The sequence below is a fragment of the Aeromonas sobria genome, from assembly GCF_050266975.1.
GTDB classification, from domain to species: Bacteria; Pseudomonadota; Gammaproteobacteria; order Enterobacterales; family Aeromonadaceae; genus Aeromonas; species Aeromonas sobria_B.
Window position 1 is genome coordinate 1 of record NZ_JBKISU010000026.1, and the last position, 26,495, is coordinate 26,495.

General features: G+C 61.8%; 24 protein-coding genes and 3 tRNA genes. 6 read left to right on the forward strand and 21 right to left on the reverse strand.

Features of this window, described 5'->3' with window-relative positions:
* Positions 1–109: 109 nt before the first annotated feature.
* The 17 genes from ACLHZ1_RS14805 to ACLHZ1_RS14885 all read right to left on the reverse strand — a co-directional run bounded on the left by ACLHZ1_RS14805 (position 110) and on the right by ACLHZ1_RS14885 (position 14,665).
* Positions 110–355, reverse strand: a complete 246-nt coding sequence (locus tag ACLHZ1_RS14805) for a hypothetical protein (RefSeq protein ID WP_427262704.1) — start codon at positions 353–355, stop codon at positions 110–112.
* 702 nt (positions 356–1,057) lie between these two features.
* Positions 1,058–1,477 carry a DUF2787 family protein gene (locus tag ACLHZ1_RS14810; RefSeq protein WP_427262705.1) on the reverse strand — a complete coding sequence of 140 codons (420 nt, stop codon included), beginning with the start codon at positions 1,475–1,477 and terminating at the stop codon, positions 1,058–1,060.
* A 61-nt stretch (positions 1,478–1,538) separates the two neighbouring features.
* Positions 1,539–2,174, reverse strand: a complete 636-nt coding sequence (locus tag ACLHZ1_RS14815) for a hypothetical protein (RefSeq protein WP_427262706.1) — start codon at positions 2,172–2,174, stop codon at positions 1,539–1,541.
* Between the two features lie 122 nt (positions 2,175–2,296).
* Positions 2,297–2,599, reverse strand: a complete 303-nt coding sequence (locus ACLHZ1_RS14820) for a YkvA family protein (protein ID WP_025201450.1) — start codon at positions 2,597–2,599, stop codon at positions 2,297–2,299.
* Complete coding sequence (locus ACLHZ1_RS14825; RefSeq protein WP_041213127.1) at positions 2,592–2,948, reverse strand: hypothetical protein; 357 nt, start codon at positions 2,946–2,948, stop codon at positions 2,592–2,594. The genes ACLHZ1_RS14820 and ACLHZ1_RS14825 overlap by 8 nt, the downstream gene beginning before the upstream one ends.
* 147 nt (positions 2,949–3,095) lie before the next feature.
* On the reverse strand, positions 3,096–4,301 hold the full coding sequence (locus ACLHZ1_RS14830) for a tyrosine-type recombinase/integrase (protein WP_263309400.1): 1,206 nt from the start codon (positions 4,299–4,301) through the stop codon (positions 3,096–3,098).
* Positions 4,302–4,652: 351 nt separating this feature from the next.
* Positions 4,653–4,739, reverse strand: a tRNA-Leu gene (locus ACLHZ1_RS14835).
* A 41-nt stretch (positions 4,740–4,780) separates the two neighbouring features.
* Positions 4,781–4,854: transfer RNA gene (locus tag ACLHZ1_RS14840), tRNA-Cys, on the reverse strand.
* A gap of 55 nt (positions 4,855–4,909) precedes the next feature.
* Positions 4,910–4,985, reverse strand: a tRNA-Gly gene (locus ACLHZ1_RS14845).
* Between the two features lie 203 nt (positions 4,986–5,188).
* Positions 5,189–5,743 (reverse strand): CDP-diacylglycerol--glycerol-3-phosphate 3-phosphatidyltransferase, encoded by a 555-nt coding sequence (pgsA, locus tag ACLHZ1_RS14850; protein ID WP_041998207.1) that lies wholly within the window; start codon positions 5,741–5,743, stop codon positions 5,189–5,191.
* 169 nt (positions 5,744–5,912) lie between these two features.
* The gene (gene uvrC / locus ACLHZ1_RS14855) at positions 5,913–7,766 is read right to left on the reverse strand and encodes an excinuclease ABC subunit UvrC (RefSeq protein WP_427262707.1); all 1,854 of its coding nucleotides are present in this window, start codon (positions 7,764–7,766) and stop codon (positions 5,913–5,915) included.
* 112 nt (positions 7,767–7,878) lie between these two features.
* Positions 7,879–8,523, reverse strand: a complete 645-nt coding sequence (uvrY, locus tag ACLHZ1_RS14860; protein ID WP_041998212.1) for a UvrY/SirA/GacA family response regulator transcription factor — start codon at positions 8,521–8,523, stop codon at positions 7,879–7,881.
* Positions 8,524–8,726: 203 nt separating this feature from the next.
* Positions 8,727–9,491, reverse strand: coding sequence for a 3-deoxy-manno-octulosonate cytidylyltransferase (kdsB, locus tag ACLHZ1_RS14865; protein ID WP_427262708.1), 765 nt, complete (start codon positions 9,489–9,491; stop codon positions 8,727–8,729).
* Positions 9,488–9,676: a Trm112 family protein gene (locus ACLHZ1_RS14870; RefSeq protein ID WP_408746264.1), complete on the reverse strand. Its 189-nt coding sequence runs from the start codon at positions 9,674–9,676 to the stop codon at positions 9,488–9,490. Before ACLHZ1_RS14870 ends, kdsB begins: the two co-directional genes overlap by 4 nt.
* Positions 9,660–10,646 carry a tetraacyldisaccharide 4'-kinase gene (lpxK, locus tag ACLHZ1_RS14875; RefSeq protein ID WP_408794830.1) on the reverse strand — a complete coding sequence of 329 codons (987 nt, stop codon included), beginning with the start codon at positions 10,644–10,646 and terminating at the stop codon, positions 9,660–9,662. Before lpxK ends, ACLHZ1_RS14870 begins: the two co-directional genes overlap by 17 nt.
* The gene (msbA, locus tag ACLHZ1_RS14880) at positions 10,646–12,424 is read right to left on the reverse strand and encodes a lipid A ABC transporter ATP-binding protein/permease MsbA (protein WP_427262709.1); all 1,779 of its coding nucleotides are present in this window, start codon (positions 12,422–12,424) and stop codon (positions 10,646–10,648) included. The genes lpxK and msbA overlap by 1 nt, the downstream gene beginning before the upstream one ends.
* Before the next feature lie 30 nt (positions 12,425–12,454).
* Positions 12,455–14,665, reverse strand: a complete 2,211-nt coding sequence (locus ACLHZ1_RS14885) for a DNA internalization-related competence protein ComEC/Rec2 (protein ID WP_427262747.1) — start codon at positions 14,663–14,665, stop codon at positions 12,455–12,457.
* Between the two features lie 27 nt (positions 14,666–14,692).
* Between ACLHZ1_RS14885 and ACLHZ1_RS14890 the strand changes: the two genes are divergently transcribed.
* The 3 genes from ACLHZ1_RS14890 (at position 14,693) to ACLHZ1_RS14900 (ending at position 17,323) form a co-directional block, all read left to right on the forward strand.
* Positions 14,693–15,208, forward strand: a complete 516-nt coding sequence (locus ACLHZ1_RS14890) for a DUF2062 domain-containing protein (protein WP_427262710.1) — start codon at positions 14,693–14,695, stop codon at positions 15,206–15,208.
* Positions 15,205–15,693, forward strand: a complete 489-nt coding sequence (locus ACLHZ1_RS14895; RefSeq protein ID WP_427262711.1) for a DUF2062 domain-containing protein — start codon at positions 15,205–15,207, stop codon at positions 15,691–15,693. The genes ACLHZ1_RS14890 and ACLHZ1_RS14895 overlap by 4 nt, the downstream gene beginning before the upstream one ends.
* A 100-nt stretch (positions 15,694–15,793) precedes the next feature.
* Complete coding sequence (locus tag ACLHZ1_RS14900) at positions 15,794–17,323, forward strand: helicase HerA-like domain-containing protein (RefSeq protein ID WP_427262712.1); 1,530 nt, start codon at positions 15,794–15,796, stop codon at positions 17,321–17,323.
* Positions 17,324–17,415: 92 nt separating this feature from the next.
* Here the strand turns inward: ACLHZ1_RS14900 and ACLHZ1_RS14905 are convergent, their stop codons facing one another.
* From ACLHZ1_RS14905 to ACLHZ1_RS14915, 3 genes are all read right to left on the reverse strand, one after another.
* Entirely contained in the window at positions 17,416–18,606 is a 1,191-nt protein-coding gene (locus tag ACLHZ1_RS14905) for an amino acid aminotransferase (protein ID WP_427262713.1), read from the reverse strand.
* A 140-nt stretch (positions 18,607–18,746) separates the two neighbouring features.
* Positions 18,747–19,688, reverse strand: coding sequence for a hypothetical protein (locus ACLHZ1_RS14910; protein ID WP_427262714.1), 942 nt, complete (start codon positions 19,686–19,688; stop codon positions 18,747–18,749).
* A 190-nt stretch (positions 19,689–19,878) separates the two neighbouring features.
* Positions 19,879–20,952: a porin gene (locus ACLHZ1_RS14915; RefSeq protein ID WP_102948612.1), complete on the reverse strand. Its 1,074-nt coding sequence runs from the start codon at positions 20,950–20,952 to the stop codon at positions 19,879–19,881.
* A 379-nt stretch (positions 20,953–21,331) separates the two neighbouring features.
* Between ACLHZ1_RS14915 and dinG the strand changes: the two genes are divergently transcribed.
* From dinG to ACLHZ1_RS14930, 3 genes are all read left to right on the forward strand, one after another.
* On the forward strand, positions 21,332–23,404 hold the full coding sequence (gene dinG / locus ACLHZ1_RS14920; RefSeq protein ID WP_427262715.1) for an ATP-dependent DNA helicase DinG: 2,073 nt from the start codon (positions 21,332–21,334) through the stop codon (positions 23,402–23,404).
* Between the two features lie 152 nt (positions 23,405–23,556).
* Entirely contained in the window at positions 23,557–24,216 is a 660-nt protein-coding gene (locus tag ACLHZ1_RS14925; RefSeq protein WP_427262716.1) for a YccT family protein, read from the forward strand.
* A gap of 89 nt (positions 24,217–24,305) precedes the next feature.
* Entirely contained in the window at positions 24,306–25,202 is an 897-nt protein-coding gene (locus tag ACLHZ1_RS14930) for a histone deacetylase family protein (protein WP_427262717.1), read from the forward strand.
* A gap of 133 nt (positions 25,203–25,335) precedes the next feature.
* Here the strand turns inward: ACLHZ1_RS14930 and ACLHZ1_RS14935 are convergent, their stop codons facing one another.
* Positions 25,336–26,487, reverse strand: a complete 1,152-nt coding sequence (locus ACLHZ1_RS14935; RefSeq protein ID WP_427262718.1) for an MFS transporter — start codon at positions 26,485–26,487, stop codon at positions 25,336–25,338.
* Positions 26,488–26,495: the final 8 nt, after the last annotated feature.

Consider the following 26,495-nt stretch of genomic DNA (forward strand, 5'->3'; position numbering starts at 1 on the left):
GATATCAGCTATTACCTGATGGATTACTACAACTGGCGGCGTCCACATCAACATAATGATGGGATACCGCCAGCAGAGGCCGAAAATCGGCTTAACTGTGTGTCCGGATTTAGTTGACCACTACAATTGCCTCTTGTCGTGGTTGATACCAGGAGTCGAAGTCCAAGCCATCCACTCCACGAAGGTTCTGAATCACGAAGGTCACCGAGCGGCCAAATGCAATGAGATTCCTCAGTCCTGTGTAGCGTCGGGTACGCGATGGATCGAGCAAATCCGAAAGGCCGTGCTTTGCCGTCTCCAGCGTTTCCTCTACGCGACGGATAATGTCTTTGGCCTTGTTGTCGTCGATGCTCATTAGTGCCTCTTAAATGCCTAACAGTGATTAGATGGAAGGCGATACTAATCCGTTAACAGGGCCTTCCATATAACTCCACCCCATCTTCATCATTGCTAAGTAAAATTTTAATTAAATCATAATATTACCAGCAACCTTTGAGTAGCTGAACGTGTTCGCTTGACCCTCTCTTTTTGCGCTTTCATTACCACTGTATAAAAAGTCCGTTGGTAAACCATGGATACGCCGCCAAACCACGCCTGTGTGAACAGATGCATAAGAGCCCTACCATACCAGTCGATTGAAACATTTAACATTTGCCATCATCACAAAATGAGCGATTACTCGACGGTGGCAGCGCTGTGCTGCGCAAATTGAGCCTATTGCGTGCAAACAAGTATCCAAAAAACCAGATAGTCAGCCGGTTTCAGGCTTGGTGGAATAACTCTATTGGGGATACACACTTATCTGTCTTCCTCCCTCCCGCCGATGACAAAAAAACAAGCCTCCCAGCCGCGGGCCGGGGATACTTGTTTTGGGGGGTGGGTGGTGAGAAGGACACCTGAAACAGACGAAGGATGGACTAACCTACTGAGCCGCTGACCGGTTTCGAGTTGGGTTAGTCCATGGCTCCTTGCCCTACATGGAAAGGTAAACTCGGCAACGCCACCGCCAGTACCAAACCGCCGCTGGTTCCTGTTCCTCTCCTGTCCGGTGCGACGGTTACGCAGCCACTGAGACGGTAAACACACCCATGTGGTAGTAACTGACGAAGTTCGACTCCCACATCGTATAAAGCTCCCTAGCCGACGCTGGTCCCATCTGGCCGTAACGGAGCAGGTAGTATTCTTCGCTCAAAAAGTTGAAGTCGATCTCTTTGACCAACTCCGCCATCTCCTCCGGCCCCTGATAGCTAAAGTCCGTCACGTAATCGAACTGCCACTGGTCTTTACGCTTTAGCAGCCGTATTTCTACCGGATGAAAGCCGCCACGAACCGGGCCGTAATCCGGGTCTCGGAAGTTGAAGACCAGACTGGATTTTCCCTTCAGCACCATTCCAGATCTAACCAGTTCCTGATCCAGAATACTCATCAATGCCTGACTGACAGGCAGGGTAAAATCGCCCGCAAATGGGATCGTCATAATCACCTCAGATTGGTTGTTTGGGGGGCTCACCCTTGGACAGGTGAGTGCTATGCAGGGGTTATTCGATGGTAGAAGTTACGGTACAGAGCTCATTGGTTAGCGAACCCAAGCGCTCAAGGTAATCAGGCACCAGTTCGTGCAGCATCGGATTGCCGTCTGCCTTCTGGACCAATTTCAGCCCGTCCGAGCGCAGAATGGCTGATAAGAATCCGGCGTTATTGGCACTGCCACCTTTAAACAGTCGCTTCATAACGCTGGATTTAAACGGCTTGTCTGCGGGCAAGGAGCGCAACACATCGTCAATCGCCGACAGCGCAATCCACTCCTTGCTATGCAGACCTCCACCCTGATTGCCGGTGATTTTCAGGAACAGCTCGCCACTCTCTTCATGACGACCGATGGCATAGAAAATCAGCCCTTCTGATCTGCTACTGAGTTTCTCGGCGGTATGGTTGAGCAAGGTGAGTATGGGTGCAGGGCCGCCGGGCACGGAGTCTGCGGTGTCGCCGGGTCCAGGCCTGGCCTTGTCGGCGTCAGCCGCAAGGGCTGGCGAGAGAGGCTCGGCGCAGCCGCTTGCTCCGGATGTGAGAGGGGGCTCTGTGGTTGGCGCGGTGTCGGGGGTGTTTGATGCTGCTGCCGTATTACTGACAGATTTAGGGGTCTCTTCAACGCGGTTTTTACGGGGTCTTGTCATGATAGTTTCCTTACAACGTCGTTAGATAACCGGAGATTGCGATCTCCAGATCATCGGTAGATGGGTCATAGATAAAGGGTCATAGAAAACGCGATAGCGTGACAGGACCGACTCCATCACTGTCACAGTGATCTCATTCGGTCCTTGGCGGATTGACGGTGGTGTGACTTAACCGGCAGTGCGGCTAATGCCGAGGTGATGACCGATAAGTCATCCAGATAACCGGCAAATGGAATGGGATCTGGTACCACGTCGAACGGGTTTACCAGATAAGCCAGCGCACCGATGATGAGCGCATAGCACCAGACCGGCAGATCGCCATCCGTGAGCAGGACATACAACAGTACGGCCTTCTCCAGCAGCTCCTTAATCCCCTTGATCTCTTTTAACTTGCGCATGATGTCGCTATGACTGGGATTACTCATGGTGCATCCCCTCCAGGGTGGTGATCAGCGGAGCATCTGAGTGGATCAGCAGGTAAATCCCAGCACCCTCATCGTTGAGAATGGCCAGCAACAGACGCCAATCTTCGGATATGGCGAACTCTTGCTCCGGGTAACGCAAACCGAACATCACCTGATTCTGGGTATGCTGTGGCATGGCCTGGAACTCATTCACCGAGTCCGTCATCTCGATAATGACCAGACTACAACCGGTCGTGTCCCAGAATGCCCTCGCCTCCTCTACTGATGAAAAGGGCTCGATAATTTGCTCCATGACCGAGACATGGAGTGCCGGGTAGGCCGCGAGCAATGACTCCTCCGGCCATTCCATACAAGTTTTCATCGTTTTTCTCTCCAACAAAAAGGCCCTTAAGCTCAGATGAACTTAAGGGCCTGGGAACTGTGAAATGTGGACCAACAGCCGATGTGACAGCGCTGTCTGGTAATTAATATCTGTTTATAAACAATACCTTTTCGGTCACTCTGCCTGGATCATCGACGAGAGACCTTCGCTGATATTACGACTGCGCTCAGAAGTCAGCTTTGCATACCGCTGGGAGGATTGAATGCTGGCGTGGGCCAGTTGCGCCTTGACGTCATACAGGCTGTATTGCCCGGAAGAGACCAAAGCACTGGCGACAGAATGACGAGCCGTATGGAAGCAGACCTCATCGCGGTCTTCGATACCCGCTTTCTGCAACACCCGTTCATAGGCACATCTGGGTTCACCAATGGGCTTGCCCTGACATCGAATATGCTGGCTCGCGAATACATAGGGATTACCGGCTATTCTGGGGAGCTTCTCCAGAATATCGATAGCCAGCGCACTCAGATAAATGATCCGGCTCTTGCCATTCTTGGTCAGGGGTACGAACAGCGTCTTATCCTCCCAGTTCACATGTTCCCATTTAGCGAGTAACACCTCTGATTTTCTTGCCCCCGTCAGATAGAGCATCGCGATGAAGCTGCCTGCGGCTTGATTGCGATCCTGCAATGCCACCTCAATGACCCGTTTCATCTCTTCAATCGATAGGAAACGCGTCCTGGCATTGTCCTCCTTCAACAGCTTGATCTTGGCCGCCTCGTTGGTGTCCAGAATGCCCCAGCGCACCGCATAGCTGCCCATGGTCTTTAACTGGGCCAACACCCTGTTGGCGGTACTCGGTGCGTAGGCGGTCTGCTGAGGGTTGTTGGGGTGAACCATCTCCGATTGCAACTGCAGGACATCCATCGCCTTGAGTTGCCGGTAACGCATGGCTCCAAAGCGTGGTTCGATATTGTGTTTGAACCGCTGAATGTCGCTGTTGATCGACCGCTTGCCGATGGTCTTGAGGTGCGGCAAAAAGGTCTGCCAGAAGAACTCCGACAGGGTGGGCTCGGTTTTGTAGCTATCCCGCTCTGCTACCGGGTCGATGCCTTCTGCCAGCATCGCCTTGTACTTGCGGGCAATGGTCCTGGCTTGGCTCACGTCAATATCGCCGAATCGCCCCAAAGCGATGCTGCGCTTCTTGCCCTGGAGGGTATATCGCAGTAGGAAACGCTTACTGCCCTGGCTTTTTCCTGACAAGAGCTTTAAGCCGATGACCTCTGTATCGGAGAACTCCAGTTCAGTGGCGGCAGCGTCTCGTTGTTGTGCGGGCAAAGCCTTGATGGCTGCATTGGTAAAGCGAAATTTGGTCTGCATAGATACCTCCGATGATGGGTTAGATCATGGGATTAATATCTGTTTCAAAGGGGATTCAATGCGGGTTTGGGAGGGGGTGAAGAGGAAGGAGTAACGGTGAGCGGCACTTGTCTCAGCACCAGAGACAGACCCCGGAAAAGTCCGGAGCAGTAGCCTACCAAACGTCCTTGGCTATGTTGGAAGACTGAGCAGGTTGTTCGCAACGAGTGGCAGGAAGTAGTAAGTCGCTTAGACAAGAAATGGACAAGAAAGGAAAAGTGAGAGAGGGGAAACGCTGGGGAGCAGAAACAAAAACGACGCAATAAAGCGTCGTATCTGTTTAATCTGTAAGGCTTTTTTCTTCAATTTTAATGGTGCCCGAGGCCGGAATCGAACCGGCACGACGCGAACGTCGAGGGATTTTAAATCCCTTGTGTCTACCGATTTCACCACTCGGGCACCGCAATCGGTATCAAGCCCGCGGGGCGGACTGGTCAATATGGAGGCACGTTCCGGAGTCGAACCGGACTAAACGGATTTGCAATCCGCTGCATAACCGCTTTGCTAACGCGCCATGCAAAAAAGAGACTTGGTACTCTCTCTTTCACTGCTCTGAACGAGCAAGAAACTGGAGCGGGAAACGAGACTCGAACTCGCGACCCCGACCTTGGCAAGGTCGTGCTCTACCAACTGAGCTATTCCCGCATTGGTCTGGCTGAGTGCCTGACTACGAGGACGCATTCTAGCGATGCTGGCCCGTCAGTCAACCCAAATTATTTAATACTCTGATCGTTCGACCGTTTTTTATGCTTTTTGTCTTTTTTCAGTGCTTGTTGCCCATCTGGCAAAGCAACTTGGGAAACCGTCACTCTTGCCCTCGCCCGCTGCCCGGGCGAGGGCCTCCTCCCTCAGAAGCGGGAGTGGTAGCTCAGATCGCCCCAGGCCGCGCGCAGATACTGGAACATGGACCAGAAGGTGAGCACTGTGGCCACGTAGAGCAGCAGGTAGGAACACCATACCATCCAGATATCGTATTGCCAGATGAGGCCGGTGAGCGAGGCCATCTGGATCATGGTCTTCCACTTGCCAATCCAGCTCACCGCCACGGCGGAACGCTTGCCGAGCTCGGCCATCCATTCACGCAAGGCGGAGATGATGATCTCGCGCCCTATCATGGTCATGGCGGGGATGGTGACCCAGACGGTGTTGTAGTGCTCGACGATGACCACCAGGGCGGCGGCCACCATGATCTTGTCGGCGACCGGATCGAGGAAGGCACCGAAGGCGGTGGACTGGTTCAGCTTGCGGGCGAGGTAGCCATCGAACCAGTCGGTGGCGGCGGCCAAGAAGAAGACGATGGCCGCGGCCAGATAGGACCACTGGTAGGGCAGATAGAACAGGACGACGAAGACGGGGATCAGCAATATCCGGAAAAACGTCAGTAAATTAGGAATATTTGTCATTATTTTCAGCCACTTCTTGTATACCGCTAGATGGTAGCCCCAGCCAGGTTGGCGTTGCAACCGGGTTGGCACCCGCCTTGGTTCATGAATCCATCAATAATCCTCAAAAGCCAGGGCATTATGGCATTTCGGCCCCCTCCCCGTCACGGCCCTTGTGCGTGCCTAGCCCTCAATGGCCGTGCAGGGCCTCGAAGATGTGCTGGGCCAGCTCCTGACTGATGCCGGGCACCCGGGCCAGCTCGTCCACGCTCGCCTTCTTGACCTCCTGCAGGCCGCCCAGGTATTTGAGCAGGGCCTGACGCCGCTTGGGCCCGACCCCCTGGATCTCTTCCAGGCTGCTGCTGGTACGGGCCTTGGCGCGGCGCGCGCGGTGACCCGTGATGGCGAAGCGGTGGGATTCGTCACGGATGTGCTGGATGAGGTGCAGGGCCGGCATGTCCGCCGGCAGGTGCATCTCTTCGTGACTCTCACCCATGATGAGCGTCTCCAGCCCCGCCTTGCGGGTCACTCCCTTGGCGATGCCCACCAGCAGCGGATGCTTGCCGCCGAGGAACTCCAGCTGGCGCGCCAGTATCTCCTCGGCGCGGCGCAACTGGCCGAGGCCGCCATCAATGAAGAGCACGTCCGGCACCTTGTCCGGGGCCTGCTGCTTGCCAAAGCGGCGGGCCAGAGCCTGCTCCATGGCGGCGTAGTCATCGCCGCCGGTGATCCCCTCGATGTTGAAGCGGCGATACTCGGCGCTGAAGGGGCCCTCCCGGTTGAACACCACACAGGAGGCCACGGTGCGCTCCCCCATGGTGTGGGAGATGTCGAAACACTCCATGCGGGTGATGGGGGTGTCGAGCTCCAGCAGCTCCTCGAGCTGGGCCAGGCGCGCCGCCATGGTGCTCTTGTGGGCCAGGCGCGAACGCAGCGCACTCTCGGCATTGATGGCGGCAAGCTTGATGAAGCGGGCCCGTTCGGCCCGGGTACGACTCTGCACCCGCACCTTGTAACCTGCGGTCTGGCTCAGGGTGTCGGCGATGACGCTTTCATCTTCCAGCGCCACGTCCAGCAGCACCTCGCTCGGAATCTGCCTGCCACCCTGCCCCGACAGGTAGAACTGCAGCAGGAAGGATTGCACCACCTCGTCCAGGGGGGTGTCGGCGGGTACTTTCGGGAAGTAGCTGCGCGAGCCCAGCACCTTGCCCTGGCGGATGAAGAGTACGTGGATGCAGGCGGTGCCCTGTTCGAACGCCACGCCCACCACGTCCAGCTCGTCCAGCACGTTGCCGCTCACCGATTGCTGCTCGGTGACCTTGCGCAGCGCCAGGATCTGATCCCGATAGCGGGCCGCCTCCTCGAAGCGCAGATCGCCGCTGGCAGACTCCATCTTGCCCACCAGCTCCCCTATCACCTGCTGGTTCTTGCCCGCCAGAAACAGTCGGGCCAGCTCCACCTGCTGGGCATATTCGGCCTCGCTCACCAGCCCGGCCACACAGGGGCCGGCGCAGCGCTTGAGCTGATAGAGCAGGCAGGGGCGGCTGCGGTTGGCATAGACGGCGTCCTCGCACTGGCGCACCGGGAAGATCTTCTGCATCAGATGCAGGCTCTCGCGCACCGCGCCGCCCGAGGGATAAGGACCAAAGTAGTCGCCCTTTATCTTGCGGGCGCCGCGATGGACGCCGATACGGGGATGCTGATGGGCGGTGATGATGATCCAGGGGTAGGACTTGTCGTCGCGCAGCAGCACGTTGTAGCGGGGCTGGTACTGCTTGATGAGGTTGTGCTCGAGGATCAGCGCCTCGGTCTCGGTATGGGTCACCGTCACCTGGATGTCGGCGATCTGGCGCACCAGGGTGCGGGTCTTGATGCTGTCGACGTGGGTGCGAAAGTAGGAGGCGAGCCGTTTCTTGAGATCCTTGGCCTTGCCCACATAGATGACGGTGCCGCTGCCGTCGTACATGCGGTAGACGCCGCTCTGGTGAGTGACGGCACTCAAGAAGGCTTTGCTGTCAAAAAGGGGTTCGGGGGAGAGGGTCATCGGCAACTCGACTCAACGGGTGAATGCAAAAAGACGGGGAAGAGCATACTGCGCCCGCTGGCCGAAAAGCAAAAGGCGGCACAGGCCGCCTTTGATGGCTTCGCGATCCCGCCTACAGGGTATCGGCATCCAGCATGCCATAGCGAATGGCCAGATGGGTCAGTTCCACATCCCCATTGATGTCGAGCTTGCTGAACAGGCGATAGCGGTAGCTGTTGACCGTCTTCGGGCTCAAATTGAGCTGTTCGGAGATCTCGTTCACCTTCTGCCCCTTGGTGATCATCATCATGATCTGCAGCTCGCGCTCGGAGAGGGACTTGAAGGGGTTCTCATCCGCCGACGCAAACTGGCTCAGGGCCATCTGCTGGGCAATCTCGGGAGAGATGTAACGCTGGCCCGAGTGCACCAGGCGAATGGCGTGGATCATCTCTTCCGGGGCGGCGCCCTTGGTCAGGTAACCGGCGGCACCCGCCTGCATCACCTTGGTCGGGAAGGGATTTTCAGAATGAATGGTCAGCACTATGATGCGCACATCGGGGCGCAGCCGCAGGATCTTGCGGGTCGCCTCCAGCCCGCCGATGCCAGGCATGTTCATGTCCATCAGGATCACATCCGGGTGATGTTGACGGCAGAAGGTGACAGCCAATTCGCCACTCTGTGCCTCGCCCACCACCTTGATACCACGGACGTCTTCCAGAATGCGTCTTATCCCTGTACGCACCAACTCATGATCATCGACCAGGAATACATTTATCACCCAAACACCCCGTTTCTTATCTCGTTATGTGCCAGTTAGGGTTAACACGGCGTCTTGCATCATAACCAAACTGATCGATTTGGCAAATCATGGCGGGTAAAAGTTTGAAACAGCTTATAAATACGCTTATTAATCAACAAATTATATAGAATTTAAATAAAAAACGGCGTCCAGAGACGCCGTTTTGACCGGATCCCTCGCCATCAGGGGCGCGCCAGCAGGGCCCGCACCTTGTCGAGATCGGCCTGGGTATCCACCCCGACCGGGGGCGCCGCCAGGGCCTGGGCGACGTGGATCTTCTCTCCGTACCAGAGCACCCGCAACTGCTCGAGACACTCCACCTGCTCGAGCTGGCTCGGCGCCCAGGTCACATAGCGCTCGATGAAGCCGGCACGATAGGCATAGATGCCGATGTGACGCTGGAACCAGGGGCCTATCTGCTCGCGGGAGACGGCGAAGCTGTCCCGCTCCCAGGGGATGGGGGCGCGGCTGAAGTAGAGGGCATAGCCATCCTTGTCGGTCACCACCTTGACCGCATTGGGGTTGAACGCCTCCTCCGCATCCAGGATGGGCACCGACAGGGTGGCCATGGGGGCGCTGGCCGCCGCCAGGTTGTCCGCCACCTGGCGGATGATGGCGGGAGGGATCAGGGGCTCGTCCCCCTGCACGTTCACTATGATGGTGTCGCTGGAAAAGCCGTAGTGACGGCACACCTCGGCCAGGCGCTCGGTGCCGGACTGGTGATCGGGGGAGGTCATGCACACCTCGGCCCCGCTCGTCGCCGCAAACGGCGCCAGGGCCGCGCGCACCCGCTCGTCGTCGGTGGCGACGATGACCCGATCCGCCCCCGATTGCAGGGCCTTCTCCACCACGTGCTGCACCATGGGCCGACCCGCGATGTCGGCAAGGGGCTTGCCCGGCAGGCGGGTCGAGGCGTAGCGAGCCGGAATGACCACCACGAAGCTCATGAGGGCAGCTCGTCGCTGGTCAAGGTACGGGCCCGGTTCTCAAGCAGTACCGGTATCCCCTCCTCCAGCGGATAGGCCAGCTTGTCGAAGCGGCAGATGAGCTCGCCCGCTTCCTTGTGGTATTGCAGTTTGCCCTTGCAGACGGGGCAGGCAATGATGTCGAGCAGCTTAATGTCCAGTGCCAAAACGAGACTCCTTCAGGGATTGCAACAGGGTGTCGAGCAGTGCCTGGGGCAGCTCGGCACTGACCGGCAGATACCACCAATCGGGCTGCGCGAAGGCGCGACACTTGACGGCATCTTTCTCGGTCATTAACAGGGGACGATCGGCGAAGCGGGCGATCAGCTCGTCGCGATCGAAGGGGTGATGATCCGCATAACCCTGGGCCTGGCGCAGCCGGTAGCCCAGTTTGCCCAGGGTCGCAAAGAAGCGGGGGGGATGGCCTATGCCGGCGAGGGCGTCCACCTCGGGCCCGAGGGGAGCCTCGGCGATGGCATCGTCCAGCACCCGGCGCGGCGCGGCCGCCACCAGCGTCATGGCATATTCCCCGGGGCCGGGCTCGCCGCCATTGCAGAGCACGGCATCGACCCCGGCGAGCCGGGAGAGGGGCTCGCGCAGCGGCCCCATGGGCAGCAGGCAGCGGTTGCCGAAGCGGCGCACGCCATCCACCACCACCAGCTCGATATCCCGCGCCAGGGCATAGTGCTGCAGGCCGTCGTCGGTGATGATGATATCGACCTCGCCACTGGCTTCCAGCAGGCGCACCGCCTCGCTTCTCACCGGCGCCACCACCACGGGACAGCGGCAGCGGTTGAAGATGAGCACGGGCTCATCGCCGGCCTCTGCCGTGGTGCTGGCCTCATCGAGGCGGTAGGGATAGCGGGGCGCCTTGCCGCCATAGCCGCGGCTCACCACCCCGGGACGCCAGCCCCTGGCCTGCAGCTGTTCCACCAGCCAGACCACGACCGGGGTCTTACCATTGCCCCCCACCGAGAGGTTGCCCACCACGGCCACCGGCAGGCTGGCGCGATAGGCCTGCAGCCAGCCCCGGCGATAGGCGAGGCGGCGCAGGCCGCTGATGAGACCAAACAGCAGGGCGAAGGGGGCCAGCCACCAGCGCCAGCCACTCTGACCGTACCAGAGACGCTCCAGCATCAAGCCGGGTCGCTCACGGGGGCATGATCCGGGTGGCCAAACTGGATGGCCCGCAGCTGGGCATAGGTGCCCCCCTGGGCCATCAGGGTGCCATGGTCGCCGCGCTCGACGATGCATCCCTCATCGATCACCAGGATCTCGTCCGCCTTCTCGATGGTGGAGAGGCGGTGGGCGATCACCAGGGAGGTACGGGCTTTGCACAGCTCGTCGATGGCCGCCTGGATGTGGCGCTCAGATTCGGTATCCAGGGCCGAGGTGGCCTCGTCCAGCAGCAGCACGGGGGCATCGCGCAGCATGGCGCGGGCGATGGCGATCCGCTGGCGCTGGCCGCCGGACAGGGAGGCACCATTCTCCCCCACCAGGGTGTCGTAGCCGTCGCTCATCTTGCTGACGAACTCATCGGCATGGGCCACGATGGCGGCATGGCGGATCTGCTCGCGGTCGTAGCGATCCTCGGCGGCGTAGGCGATGTTGCTGGCGACCGTGTCGTTGAACAAGTGCACCTGCTGGGAGACCAGGGCGAACTGCTTGCGCAGCTCACTCAGGCGGTACTCCCGGATGTTGACCCCGTCGAGCAGTATCTCCCCCTCGTCGATGTCGTAGAAGCGGGTCAACAGGCTGGCGATGGTGCTCTTGCCGGAGCCGGAGCGCCCCACCAGGGCCACGGATTTGCCCGCCTCGACCTTGAAGCTGACGTTGTGCAGCGCCGGGGTCTGCTTGGTCGGATAGGTGAAGGTGACGTTGCGAAACTCGATCTCGCCCCGGGCCCTGTCCAGGGTGCGGGTGCCCGTGTCCTGTTCGGGGGCGCTGTCGAGCAGGCCGAACAGGCTCTGGCAGGCGGTGATCCCCTTCTGGAACTGGTTGTTGATGTCGGTCAGGCTTTTCAGCGGCTTGAGCAGCATCATCATGGAGGTGATCATGACGGTGAAGGTACCCGCGGTCAGGGTCTCGCGCACCCCGTCTATGGTCGCCACATAGAGGAACACCGCCAGGGCGATGGAGGCCACGGTCTGCACCACAGGGGTGCCGATGGCATTGGCCGCCACCATCTTCATGTTCTGCTGGCGCATGTGGTTGCTGACCCGGAAGAAGCGCTTGGACTCCACCTCCTGGCCACCGAACATCAACACCTCCTTGTGCCCCTTGAGCATCTGCTCGGTGGAGGTGGTGATGTTGCCCATCGCCTTCTGGATCTGGCGGCTGATGGTGCGGAAACGGCGGCTGATGAAGCTGATCAGTATCCCCACCACGGGCCCCACCACCAGGAAGATGATGGAGAGCTGCCAGGAGTGCCAGAACATCAGGCCGAGCAGGCCGATGACGGTCGCCCCTTCCCGCACGATGGAGACCAGGGTGGAGCTGGCGGCAGAGGAGACCTGGCTCGCGTCATAGGTCACCTTGGAGAGCAGGGCGCCGGTATTTTGCCGGTCGAAGAAGCTCATGGGCATGGCCATCAGGTGGTTGAACACCTCCTGTTGCAGCTTGAGCACCACATGGTTGCCGACCCAGGCCATGCAGAAGTTGGAGAGGAAGGTGGCGACGCCGCGCAGGGCGACGATGCCCAGCACGAAGAAGGGCATCCAGGTGAGCACCGTCTTGTCGTTGCCATTGATGCCCTGATCGATGAGGGGCTTGATGGAATAGACGAAGGTGGTATCGACCGCCGCGTAACCCAGCATGCCGATGATGCCGCCGACCAGACCCAGCTTGCGATCGCGGACATAGGCGAGCAACCGCTTGAACACGGGCCAGCTCTCTTGAGAGGTATCTTGTTGCATGAATCGCCGTTATAAATGGGAAATGACGGGCTATTCTAGCCAAAGCCGCGGTTTCCACCAAGCGCCGGCGCGTCTATACCAGGGGCCGGCCTCCCGCTCGGCCCGAACAACAAACCCATTTGACCCCACATCAAACCGGATGGCCCCCGACACCCCGGTCTGCCACTGGCTGGGCGCCGAGGGCGCCTGGCCATAGCGGGCCACCACCTCGGGGCGGGGAAATCCCCACCGGTTCATGAAGCCGGCACTGTGCACCACTCCCCTTGGCGCCACCGCGGCGACAAACCCCGGCGTCGAAGAGGTCTTGCTGCCATGATGCGGGCTGATCAGCAAGGTGCTCTGCAGCCCCTCCCCCTCCAGCGCCAGCAGGCGCGCCTCGGCCTCCTTCTCGATGTCGGCCGCCAGCAGCACGCTCACCCGGCCATCGCTGATGTGGAGCACGCAGCCGTCGTTGTTGCGCCCGCCGCCGCTACGCTCTGGCCAGAGCATGCGCAGGGACAAGCCCTGCCATTGCCATGTCTGGCCGCGTCGGCACGGCTGGGTACTGGGTGAAAAGGGGTAGGAGGAGAGCTCCCGGGCCGTAGGCAGCGCCGCCAGCAGGGCCGCCCGGTTGCCCGCATGATCCCTGTCCCTGTGGCTCAGGATCAGCATGTCCAGCTCGGCGATGGCGAGGCGGCGCAGCAGGGGCAGGATGACCGCATCGGCCATGTTGTAGCCGCCGGGATAGCGGTCCCCGGTGTCATAGAGGAGGGCCCTCTCACCCCGGGTCACCAGCACCGCCAACCCCTGCCCCACATCCAGCACCCGCACCTGCCAGCGGGGGGGCGTCGGCCAGCAGGCCAGCAGCGCCACCGCGAGCAGGGGCAGTCCCAGCCAGCGCCCGGCGGGCAGACGCCAGGCGAGCCAGATCAGCAGCAACAGGACGCTGGCGGGCAGGGCCCAGCCCGGCAGCGGCCACCAGAGCAACCACTGGCTGTCGAGCCAGGCAAGGGCGCCGAGCAACTGGCCGAGGGCGCCATCGGCCAGCCAGAGCAGGCCGTGCCCCAGGGCAAGGGAGAAGAGACTGGCCAGCACACCGAGCAGGGCCAGGGGGATGATGAAGAGGCAAAAGAGCGGCAGGGCCAGCAGGTTGATGAGCAGGGCCAGGGGCGCCATCCCCTCGAACAGGGCCAGTTGCAACGGCAGCAGGCCGAGCAGCAAGATCCCCTGCAGCCGCAACAGGCTGGGGCGCCCGTACAGATAGCCAGCCCCCATCAGCAGCGCCACCGCCAGGAAGGAGAGCCAGAAACCGGCGGCAAACAGCGCAAAGGGATCCCAGAGCACGATGGCGACAAAGGCCAGCAGCCAGACGCGATAGGGAGGCCAATCCCGGCGCCAGAGCCGCAGCAGGCTCCAGATCAGCACCATGATCAGGGCCCGCTCGGTCGCCACCGCGAACCCCGCCAGCCAGCTGTAGGTGGCGGCAAACAGCAGGGAGACCAGCAAGGCCCCGCGCTGCCCGGCCAGCCGCCCCAGCCACCAGCCGAGCACGGCCACCAGGGCGATGTGCTGCCCCGAGATGGCGATGATGTGGCTCAACCCGGCGCCGCGAAACAGATCCCACTGGCGATCCGTGATCCCCCCCTGCTCGCCGAAGGTGAGGGCCGCCAGCAGCGGCGCCTGGGTCAGCCCCTGCCAGGCCTCGCCGGCCCGTGCCAGCCAGCGCGCCCGCAACCCCGGGGGCGCGGGCGCCACCTCGATGATCCGCCTCAGATTGCCGGTGGCGCTGATCCCCTTGCCCAGCAGCTGGCGCCTGCCATCCATGCCCGCCTCGTTCGCCAGACCGTGGGCCGGTTTGAGGGAGGTCACCAGGGTCAGGGTCGAACCCGTCGTCAACGGGGGCAACGTCTGGTAAGCATTGATGCGCACCAGAGGGGAGAGGGGCAGGCTGGCGCCGTTCAGGGTGATGATCTTGAGCCGCAGCCGCGTAAATTTATCGTCTTGAGGCTCTGCACTTTGCAACTGTGCGGTTATGATGTGGCTCGCCTGCTCACCCAGGGCGTCCAGCCAGGAGAGCCGAGCCTGCATGTTGAGCTGCATCCAGAGGATGCCCAGCACCAGAAACAGCAGCCGCCAGGCACGCATATAACAGAAGGGGATCAGCAAGGACAGCCATAATCCCCCCCATTGGAATGAAGGCAACCATGGCCAGAGCAGACAAGAGCTTGCCCCCAGGGCAAACGACAAGAGACGCAGATCCATGGAGCAAGTATTTAGCAAGGTTTCATTATGCCCAAACATCTCATTAAACGCTGGATGCCGGATCATAAAACGCTCAAGGAACACAAGCACTTACGCCTGTTTGGCGACCTGTTGCTCGATGGCAACCTCTGGCATCTGAATCGCCGATCCGCCGCCGGTGCCTTCGCCGTCGGCCTCTTCATGGCCTGGATCCCCGTCCCCTTCCAGATGCTGCTGGCCGCCGGCGGCGCCATCTTCTGCCGGGTCAATCTGCCGCTGTCGGTTGCCCTGGTCTGGCTCACCAACCCCATCACCATGCCGCCGCTCTTCTACAGCGCCTACGTGGTGGGCTGCCACCTGCTCGGCCGTCCCCATCAAGAGGTGAAGATAGAGTTTACCTGGACCTGGCTGGTCTCGGTGTTCGAGACCATAGCCCCGCCCCTGCTGCTGGGCTCCCTGGTGCTGGCCATCATCAGCTCCGTCACCGGCTATGTGGTGGTGCGCGGCCTGTGGCGCCTGAGCATAGTGCGCCAATGGCGCAATCGGGGTGCAGACAAGTCATGATCCCGTCTTGGCGCAACCGGCTGCGGCTGACCCCGGAGCAGCTGCGCCAGCAGAAATGGTTCGCCCTGTTTGGCGATCGCCTGCTCGCCCCGGCGCTGTGGCAATCCAGCCCTCGCGCCCTCTGTGGCGCCTGCGCCGCCGGCCTGTTCGCCGCCTGGATCCCCCTGCCGATGCACAGCCTGGTCGCCGTCGGCCTGGCGCTGCTGTTTGGCTTCAACCTGCCCCTGGCCCTGCTGGCGGTCTGGTTCAACAACCCCCTCACCCTGCCCCTGATGTATCTGTGGGCCTACCGCACCGGTTGCGCCCTCCTGCACCAGACCCCCCTCCCCTTTCATCCCGAGTGGTCCCTGGCCTGGTTCGAGCAGGAGGCGCAGAGCCTGCTGCCCCCCTTCCTGCTCGGCAGCCTGCTGCTCGGCCTGCTCAGCGCCTTGCTGGGGGCCCTGATCTGCGCCCTGATCGTGCGCCGCTGGCCCCGCGCTCACTGATCGATTCCCGCTTTCCCCACGCCCTTGTCAGCGGGCCGCCTTGACGCCACACTGAGTACAATCAATCAGTTGCTATCCGAACCCGTCGCAAGGAGTCCCCATGGCCCATCCCATCATCCTCGCCTATGCCGGCAACGACCCGCTCTCGCTGCTCCCCGCCAAGGCCAACCGCCACGGCCTCATCACGGGGGCGACCGGGACCGGCAAGACGGTCACCCTGCAGGTGATGGCGGAAGGGTTCTCCAATCTGGGGGTCCCCGTCTTTCTCGCCGACGTGAAGGGGGATCTGAGCGGCCTGGGCGCCCCGGGAGCCTCCTCGGCCAGGCTGGAGGAACGGCTCGGCCAGATGGGCATTGAGGCCCCCGCCTTTTGCGCCAGTCCCGTGGTGTTCTGGGATCTCTATGGCGAGCAGGGCCACCCGGTGCGCGCCACCATCTCCGACATGGGCCCCCTGCTGCTCTCCCGCCTGCTCGGTCTCAACGACACCCAGAGCGGCGTGCTGGAGCTGGTGTTCAAGGTGGCGGACGACGAGGGGCTCTTGCTGCTCGATCTCAAGGACCTGCGCGCCATGGTGCAGTTTGTCGGGGAACACGCCAAGACCCTCACCACCCGCTACGGCAATGTCTCCAGCGCCTCGGTGGGGGCCATACTGCGCAACCTGCTCACCCTGGAGCGAGCCGGAGCCGACCACTTCTTCGGCGAGCCCATGCTCGACATCCAGGATCTGCTGCAGACCGACGAACAGGGGCGCGGCCACATCAACATACTGGCGGCAGACAAGCTGACCCAGTCGAGCCGGCTCTACGCCTGCTTCCTGCTCTGGCTGCTCTCCGAGCTGTTCGAGCAGCTGCCCGAGGTGGGGGATCCGGATAAGCCCAATCTGGTGTTCTTCTTCGACGAGGCCCACCTGCTGTTCAACGACACCCCCAAGGCGCTGCTGGAGAAGATTGAGCTGGTGGTGCGCCTCATCCGCTCCAAGGGGGTGGGGGTCTATTTCGTCACCCAGAGCCCGGCCGACATTCCCGCCAGCGTGCTGGGCCAGCTCGGCAACCGGGTGCAACATGCGCTGCGCGCCTTCACCCCCCAGGATCAGAAAGCGGTGCGCATCGCCGCCGATACCCTGAGGGCCAACCCGGCCTTCGACGCCGCCGGCGTCATCACAGAGCTTGGCGTCGGCGAGGCCCTGGTCTCCACCCTGGATGAGAAGGGGCGCCCGAACGTGGTGGAGCGGGCCCTGATGGCGCCCCCCGCCAGCCGGATAGGCCCCCTCACGCCGGCCGAGCGCCAGGCCCTGATCCAGGGATCCCTGCTGTTTGGCCAATATGAGCAGATCCAGGACAGGGAGTCTGCCTTCGAGCGGCTGCAAGGAGCACGGGACGCGGACCAGGAGGCGGCCCCCGCTTCAGGCAAGGGCGCCAGGGGGAGCACACAGGTGGAGGATGAGGGCGGCCTGCTTGGCTCCCTCGGCGAGATACTGTTCGGTCGCACCGGCCCCAGGGGCGGCCAGCATGATGGCGTGGTGCAGACGGCGGCCAAGAGCGTGGCCCGCACCCTGGGCAGCGAGGTGGGTCGTCAGCTGGTGCGCGGGGTGCTCGGCTCCCTGCTCGGCGGCAGCAGGCGCCGCCGCTAGTACGCCAGCCAATATAAAGAAAGAGGGCCCGCCATGGCGGGCCCTCTTTTATGTCAGCATCCGGCGCGACAGGCCGCGCCGGGCAGCCGGGCTCAGAGCACCTTGGCGATGGCCTCGCACAGGGGATCTATGTTGGCATGGGTGATCCCCGCCACGCTGATGCGGCCAGATCCCACGATATAGATGCCGAACTCCTGCTTGAGTCGCTCCACCTGGGCCTTGTCCAGCCCGGAGAAGGAGAACATGCCGTTCTGCTCGCGAATGAAGCCGAAGTCCTGGGCCACGCCCAGGGACGCCAGCTTCTCCACCAGCAGCTCTCGCATCTCGCGGATGCGCACCCGCATCTCGGCCACCTCGGCCACCCACTCGGCGTACAGCACAGGATCCTGCACTATGGTGGTCACCACGGCGGCGCCATGGGAAGGGGGGTTGGAGTAGTTGGCGCGGATCACCGTCTTGACCTGGGTGAAGGCCACGTCGGCAATCGCCTTGCTGGCACACACCAGGGTGAAGGCGCCGACCCGCTCGTTGTAGAGGCCGAAGTTCTTGGAGAAGGAGCTGGCCACCAGCAACTCGTCATGGCAGGCGGCGAAGATGCGCAGCCCCTCGGCATCCTCCTCGATGCCACGGGCGAAGCCCTGATAGGCGAAGTCGAACAGCGGCAGCCAGCCGGCGGCCACACTCTGTTCGGCCAGGGCCAGCCACTGCTCCCGGGTGGGATCGATGCCGGTCGGGTTGTGGCAGCAGCCATGCAGCAGCACCAGATCGCCGGCCTTCGCTTCGGAGAGTGACGCCTGCATGGCGGCAAAATCCAGCCCCTTGCTGGCCGGATCATAGTACTTGTACCACTTCACCTCGAGGCCGGCGGCCTGGAAGACGCTGACGTGGTTGGCCCAGGTCGGATCCGAGATCCAGACTGTCTTGCTGAGGTTGTTGCGCGCCACGAACTCGGCGGCGATGCGCAGGGCACCCGTGCCCCCCGGCGCCTGGGCCGTCTTGACCCGGCCGCTGTTGATGAGCTCGGCACCCTTGCCAAACAGCAACTGCTGCACGATGGCGCCGTAGCTGGCGTAGCCTTCGATGCCGAGGTAGTTCTTGCTCAGCTCATCGCTGAGCAGGCGCTGTTCGGCCTTCTTGACACTGCGCAGAATAGGAGTGGCACCAGATTCATCCTTGTAGATCCCGACCCCGAGATTGATCTTGTCGGTACGAGGATCGGCGCGGAAGGCTTCGGTCAGGCCCAGAATCGGATCCGCTGGGGCGGCAACAACCTTTTCAAACATGGTTTTCCCTGTGTTCCATTGATTTTATTGGGGGGCGTCCTGGATGGTAAACGCCGCGCCCCTTGGGCGGCGCAGCGCCTTCCTTTATACCACCCGTCATCTTGTGGGAAAACCGCTTTTTCGCGTCCCGTTTCCCTGGGCTAACCCAGCGCCTGCCATGTCAGCGCCAGGGCCATCACATCGGCCCCCAATCCCTGCTGCGCGGCGATCAGGGGATGACAGGCGCGGCACAGTGCCTGGGGCAGCTGGCTCGGCTCCCAGCCGCGGTGATCGGCCAGCGGGGTGGCATAGGCTGCCATGAAGGGCACCAGATCCCGGGGCAGCCACCAGCTGGCGGGGCGAGCGAAACGCGACGCCAGGGCCTGCACCCGGGCGGCGCCGGCGGGATCCAGATCCGTCACATGATGCCAGCTCACCCCGGGGGGCAAGGCGGCCAGCAAGGGCGCGAGCAGATGAAGCGCCTCGCCCGGGGCCCAGGCCAGCAGGGCATCCTCGGGCAGGGCCAGCTCGGCGAACACCCCGAGGCGCTCCGTGGTGATGAGGCGGGCGGGCTCATCGCCGGGCCAGATCAGCTTGCCGAGCCCGGCCAGGCTGCGCTCCGGCAGGCTCAGCTCCCCGAGGGCCTGCAGCCAGGGGCCGGCGTCGAGCAGCTGCCCCCCCTGCATGAACAGGCTGAAGGGGCGACTGGCCCTCAGCCTGAGTGCGGCATCGGCGCACAGCCCAACCCCCTTGTCTTCGAAATCGATCTGCTCGGCCGCGCCGAAGGGCTGGTCCCCCTTGCGATAGAGGGCGGCGAGCACATCCCGGTTGACCCTCTCCCTGAGCTGCCAGCCCTGACCGTGGATCCACTCCTCCGGACTCGGCGGGGCGCAGGCCAGGCTGGCCAGGGTCAGCTCCCGCTGCAGGTAGCGCCGTCCCGCCGGGGTGAGCTCGACCTGCTGGCCGCCGAGGGAGTGCAGCAGCTGATTGTCACGGAGCAGGGCGACCAGGGGGTGAAGATTGCGATCGCGCACGCGCACCCGCGCTTGCGCCAGCAGCTGTCTCGCGAATGCCTGCCATGCCGGATGAGTGAAATCGATCAAGGCCCGCTCCTTCCCTGTTGGGGCAACAAGCTGATTAATCTAACGAATATCGGTGGCGATACCAAGCCGATGAGGCCGGCAATGTGATACGGCGCAGGGCGCCAAATGCGGGGGAAGAAAAGCAAAACGGCCAAGCAAGCTTGGCCGTTTTATCAACTCTTTCAACGTTCCCTACGAGAGGGAAGCGTGATTAGAAGTTGTATTGCATACCAACAGTCCACTCGTCATCTTGCTGACTCAGGCCTTGGATTTTGTATTCGGTGTAAGCTTTCAGCTTGGAGTTGAAGGCGTATTCAACACCCATGGAGGTGAAATCTACGGTGTCTTCGTAAGAAGTTACACCTTCCACTTTCGCTTCAGCGAAGTTGTAGCCAGCCAGGAAGGTCCAGGCGTCTACGTTGTAGGAAGCAGCCAGCTCGTAGCCACGCGCCTTGGCATCGTTGAAGCCGTCGAACTTGTAGGTGGATTCGTTATACAGGGCAGCGAAGTAGAAACCCTGATAGGTGTAGCTTGCGGCAACAGCCCAGTCATTCTTGTCGGTCAGATCAGCACGGCTGAAAGTACCGTTTTCGGAAGTGATGGTGAGGCTGGAGGCATCTTCGAAGCTCTTGGACTCGTAACCTGCTGCCAGACCCAGACCAAAGTCGAAGTCATAGGTTGCGCCCAGGGTGTAGCCGTGGTCCATTTTACCTTCAACACCAGACCAGCCAGCGTAGTTCGCATCATAGCTGCCGTTGTTGGTGATGTAGCCACCCTTCAGGCCAAAACCGTTCCACTGACCGTTATAGATAGCCTGACCTTCTTGACGACCATCATAGACGTTGGCCATGTCACCGTAGTCGTTGAAGATATCGGTCTTGGCGACGGTTGCATTGTAGAAAGCAGTTTCTGTCTGACCAAACAGGAACTGGCCATACTGGGAACCATCGAAGCCAGCATAGATGTGACGAGCCTTCAGCTCACGCTTATCGCTGCCATAGGAGTTTTCGGAGGCCAGTTGCCACTCAGTTTTGGCAACGCCAGACCAGGTGTCATTCAGAGCCATTTTGCCGGACCAGCCCAGACGGGCATAGGTGGTCAGCTCACCATCATTCTTGGAGTAAGAATCTGCGTCTGCATCGTAGGAGTCGTACTCGCCGAAGTACTGGGCATGTACACGACCGTAGATGTCGAAGGTGGTACCGTCTTTGTCATAGATGACGGCAGCGTTAGCTGCGGATGCAAACAGAGCCGGGATAGCAATAGCCAGAATTGTCTTTTTCATAGTTTCCAATGCCTACTGTAATTAAACACTAAGTTGTTGTTATTCCCTGTGTTAGCGATGTTCTTTGCATCACTATGGGGCCCGAGACTAGCACCGGGTTTTGCAATCCGCAATGAAAAAACTTGGAACTTTCTGGCAGAACCGTAGTCATAGGGAAAAAAATGTGATCCCTCTCTCATCTCTTTCCCCCTGTTAAGGGAAACCGTTTACAGCGAAAAACGCTGCTTTTTTATGCCAGCTGAGGGGAGTCATCCACCCCCCAACCGCTGTGTTGGCATATTTGGCGGCGGCCATGCAAGGGGCTGTCATCCCTGCCTCGACCCGGGCGCCGGGTTGCGGGTATCCTGTCACTCCAATCCCAGCCATGACCCGCCAAGCCATGTTATCGACCCGTCTCAAAGCCAGTATTCGCGCCACCTATCGCCAGATAGCCGACGGCCTGCCCGGCTTTGTGCCCCGCAGGGAGCAGAACTTCCTGGTGGCCGAGATAGCCAAGACCCTCACCGGGGAGTACGACAGGTCTCGCCGTATCCTGGTGGCCGAGGCGGGCACCGGGATAGGCAAATCCCTCTCCTATGCCCAGGGTGCCATCCCGGTGGCGCGGCTCACCCAGAAGAAGCTCATCATCTCCACCGCCACGGTGGCGTTGCAAGAGCAGCTGATCCACAAGGACTTGCCCTTCTATCATCGCCACAGCGAGCTGCCGTTTCGTTTCATGCTGGTCAAGGGGCGCCAGCGTTACTGCTGCGAGCACCTGCTGGAGCAGGCGGCCAGCGGCGCCGACATGAGCAACTTCGAGTTCGACTTCGAGGCCTTGAGCAAACACAAGCCGAGCGCCGGGGATCAGCGCCTCTACCAGGCGCTGTGGCAGGCCTACACCGACGGCAAGTGGGACGGGGACAGGGACAACTGGCCAGACCCCATTCCGGATCCGGGCTGGCTGCGCATCGCCGCCGACCGCCACAGCTGCAACAAGGCCCTGAGCCACCATCAGCACTGCCCGTTTCATCGCGCCAGAAACGACATGGAGGCGGCCGATGTGCTGGTGGTCAACCATGCCCTGCTGCTCTCCGACCTCACCATGGGGGGGGGCATCATCCTGCCGAGCCCGGACGAGTGCCTCTATGTGCTCGACGAGGCCCATCACCTGCCCACCATAGCCCGGGATCACGGCGCCGCCAGCGCCAACATCAAGGGATCCCGCCGCTGGCTGGAGAAGCTGGCCCAGAGCAGCGGCAAGCTGGCGCGGGCCCTCAACAAGGAGAGCCTGCTCGATCCCCAGCTCAAGCTGCAAGACGCACTCGCCTCCCTGCAGCCGGATCTCAAGGCCCTCGAGCAGTGGCTCGCCGCCCACGAGGGTTTGCTGACCCCGGAGGGACAGCACAGGTTCGAGGGCGGGGTACTGCCCGATCCGCTGCCCATGCTGGCCGAAAACCTGAAAGAGGCGAGCAAGAAGGCGTTGCGGGCGCTGGACAGGATGCAGGGCGCCATCGGCGAGGCCCTGAAAGATGGCGAGATCCGCCGCAAGGAGGCCGAACCCCTGCTGGCCGAGACCGGCTTTCACCTGCAACGGCTGGAGGGCTTCACCGCCCTGTGGGAGATGCTCGGTCGCCATGTCCCCGAGGGCAAGACGCCCCTGGCTCGCTGGATGGTGAGAGGCGAGGATGGGGACACCTGGCTGCACGCCTCCCCCATCGAGGTCGGCTATCTGCTGGAGGAGTGGCTCTGGTCCCGCTGCATCGGCGCCGTGCTGGTCTCGGCCACCCTCACCGCCCTCTCCTCCTTCAACTACTTTCGCCATCAGGTGGGACTCAAGGAGCACGACGGCACCCGCTACCTGCGCCTGCGCTCCCCCTTCGACTATCAGAAGGCGGAACTCTACCTGCCAAAAATGACCCATGAACCGAGCGCTCCCGGCTTCACCCAGGAGCTTGTCGATACCCTGCCTCGGCTGCTGGCCGGCAAGGAGGCGAGCCTGGTGCTGTTTTCCTCCTACCGGCAGATGAACGAGGTCGCCCAGGGGCTGAGGGCCAAGGGGCTCTCTCTCTTGGTGCAGGGGGAGGCGTCGCGCAACGCCCTGCTGACCCTGCACAAGCAAAAATGCGACGGCGGCCAGGCCAGCATCCTCTTTGGCACCGGCAGCTTCTCCGAGGGGCTGGACTTGCCCGGCCACTACCTCACCAACCTGGTGATCACCAAGCTCCCGTTCGCGGTCCCCAACTCCCCGGTGGAGGAGGCGACCGCCGAATGGGTCGAGCAGCGCGGCGGCAACCCCTTCCTCCAGCTGACGGTGCCGGAGGCGTCCCGCAAGCTGATCCAGGCCTGCGGCCGTCTCATCCGCAAGGAGACGGATCTGGGCCGGGTGACCATTCTCGATCGCCGCCTGCTCACCAAGCGTTACGGCAAGGGGTTGCTCGATGCCCTGCCGCCCTTTACCCGCCGCATTGAGTGACGGCGACCGCCCCGCTATTGAGAAACCGAGGAATAGAGGGGGCCCGGCCCGGGCTCGAATCGGCGCCCCTTGGCTATTGCCGCCCTCGGCCAAACCTGCAAAAATGGCCCCTGTTTTCAGCAGGCCATCGCCTGACTGTTCAAGGAGAAGAGATGAAACTGACTGTTCTGGTGCCGGCTCTGGCTGGTCTGTTGTGGGCCGGCAGCGCCCTGGCCAATGTCCAATTGGAAGTCGCCCCACCCTATGTGGTGCAGTTGATCGATGGCGAACCCACCAATCCCAAGCTACTCCAAACGGGCAATAAATACCCAATTGAGGCAGGAAAGCATCAACTGGTGGTCGCCTTCGAAGGCAACTACTCCAGCCGCAGCGACACCAAGTTCGTGACCGCCGAGCCCCTGGTCATCAACTTCACCGCCGAAGACAACCAGCAGCTGATCCTGGACTACAAGAAGCCGCGCAACGAAGCCGAGGCCAAGCAGTTTGTCAAGACCCAGCAAGTGGGGCTCAAGGACAAGGTGAGCGGTCAGTCCGTCAAGAGCGAGCAGTTCGTCCTGCCCAAGGTCGAAGGGTTCCAGCTGACCCGTGACTATCAGCAGGAGCTGATCGCCATGGGCAAGGCCTTCAACCAGCCGACCACGGTCGCCGTCTCCACCGCCGCCGTCATGGCCGCCGCCAGCGCCCCTGTCCAGGTTGCCCCGAGCAAGGCCCAGAGCAACCCCGAAGCCCTGACCCAGCTGCAGAGCTGGTACAACAAGGCAGATACAGAGACTCGCAAAGCCTTCCAGATCTGGGTTATCCAGCAACAATAAGGGCGCAGCGCGTCGCTTTATGCAAAAGTCGCTTTATGCAAAAAGGGGAGCCAGGCTCCCCTTTTTCATCTCCGTTCGGACCCATTTCCATGGCCCTGCGCATCTTCTACCACCCCCATTACTCCTCCCTGACCCTGCCCGAGCGTCACCGCTTTCCCCTGGCCAAGTACCAGGCGCTCTACCAGATCCTGGCAGCCCGGGGCTATCCCCTGACAGAGGCTCCCGCCGCGAGCCGGGAGCAGATAACACGGGTCCACGATGCCGATTTTGTGGCGGCGGCCCTCAGCGGCCAGCTTGAGAGAGACGCCATCCGCAGACTCGGCTTTCCCTGGTCCCCCCTGCTCATTGAACGCACCCTGCGCTCGGTCGGGGCCACCCTGGCCGCCAGCCGTCACGCCCTCGATCAGGGCTGCGGTTTGCAGATCTCCGGCGGCTATCACCACGCCCACAGGGACTTTGGCAGCGGCTTCTGCCTGTTCAACGACCTGGTGATCGCGGCCCGGGCCTGCCTCGACGAGGGGCGCTGCGAGCAGGTGCTCATCGTGGATCTCGATGTCCATCAAGGGGATGGCAGCGCCGCCCTGTGCGCGGGGAGCCGGGACATCATCACCCTCTCCCTCCATGGCGAGCACAATTTTCCCCACCACAAACCCGCCTCCCACCTGGACTTTGCCCTGCCAAGCGGCATGGAGGACGACGCCTACCTCGAGACCCTGACCCAGGCGCTCAATCTGGCGCTGCGCCTCTACCGCCCCGACCTCATCCTCTATCAGGCCGGGGTCGACGTGCACCAGGCCGATGAGCTCGGTTACCTCTCCCTGAGCGACGCCGGGGTGCGCCAGCGGGACGCCATGGTGTTTGACTGTGCGATGCGCCACGGCCTGCCCATCGCCGCCGTACCGGGAGGCGGATACAGGCGCGACTGGCGGCAGTTGCTCCCCCTGCATCTGTCCCTGTTCGAAGAGGCGAACAAGCGCTACGGCTAGCCCCTGTCCCCATCCGGCCCCTGATAACAACCAGGCGGCCCCGGGGCCGCCTGGTTGTATCTCGCCAAAAAAGCGCCGCTCGGCACCGATCACCAGGGATCGGTCAGGAGATGGCGATCGGCGCTCCTTTGCATCAGGCATGTGCCAGCGGCGTCGGATGCTTGCCCATGGGGCGCAGCAGCATCAGCAGATAGATGAAGGAGACGCTGGCGATCATGATAAACAGCAGCTTGTCCGAGTAGTGCTGCATCAAGAGCGCGGTATAGGCCGGGCCGAGCAGGCTGCCCAGGGTGTAGCTCAGCAGCAGCGCCTGATTCATCGCCACCAGCTGATGTTGCTCGACCTGCTCGCAGGCCCAGGCCATGGCCACCGGGTAGAGGGTAAAGCCGGCGGCGCCCAGGATGAAGAGCGCCGGGCCCATCCCTGCGGCGCCGAGCATCGCCAAGGCGCCCAGAATGACCACCAGCACCTGTATCCGCAGTACCGGCAGGCGGCCGAACCTGTCCGCCAGACGGCCGGCAGGCCACTGCCCCAGGATGCCGGCACTCACCATCACCGCCATCCAGTAACCGATACCGGCATCACTGACCCCCTGGTGGTTCAGGTAGAGCGGCATCAGACCATAGAGCGACCCCAGCACGATGCCGGAGAGGATGCAGCCGTTGACCCCAAGGCGCGCCTGACGCAGGCGCAGCATGGACCACACCCGGGTTGACCCCTCCTGCTGCTCGCCCTGCTGGTTGACAATGCGGGTAAACAGCAGCGGCAGGATGGCGGCCGCGACCAGGCCCGTCAGCCAGGGCAGCACATCCATCAGACCGGTCGGCAAGGTGCTGACCAGCAGCTGCCCGAGCACTGTCCCCAGGTAATAAACCATCATGTAGGCGGCGAGCAGGCGCCCCCGGTTGCGCGCGTTGCCGCTGCACATGAGCGCACTCTCCACCACCACCCAGATCATGGCGCAGCCGATGCCGGCGATGAAGCGCCAGATAAGCCAGCTCCAGAAGCCCAGGGTGACTCCTAAGCCCACACAGCCAGCGGCGAAGAGGGCACTGGCCAGGTAGTAGCTGCGGTTGAACCCGGCGCGTCTGATCAGCGTCCCCGCCAGCAGGGTCCCCAGCAGGTTGCCGCAAAAATAGGCGGAGCCGACCATGCCCACCTGCCAGGTCGGCAGCCTGTCATGGGCGAGCCAGAGCGGCACCAGGGTATTTAGCACCGCGATGGCCAGGGTCAACAGCAGCAGGCCACAGAGCAATGACAGCACTGGCCGGGCGTATGTGGTCATGGATAAAA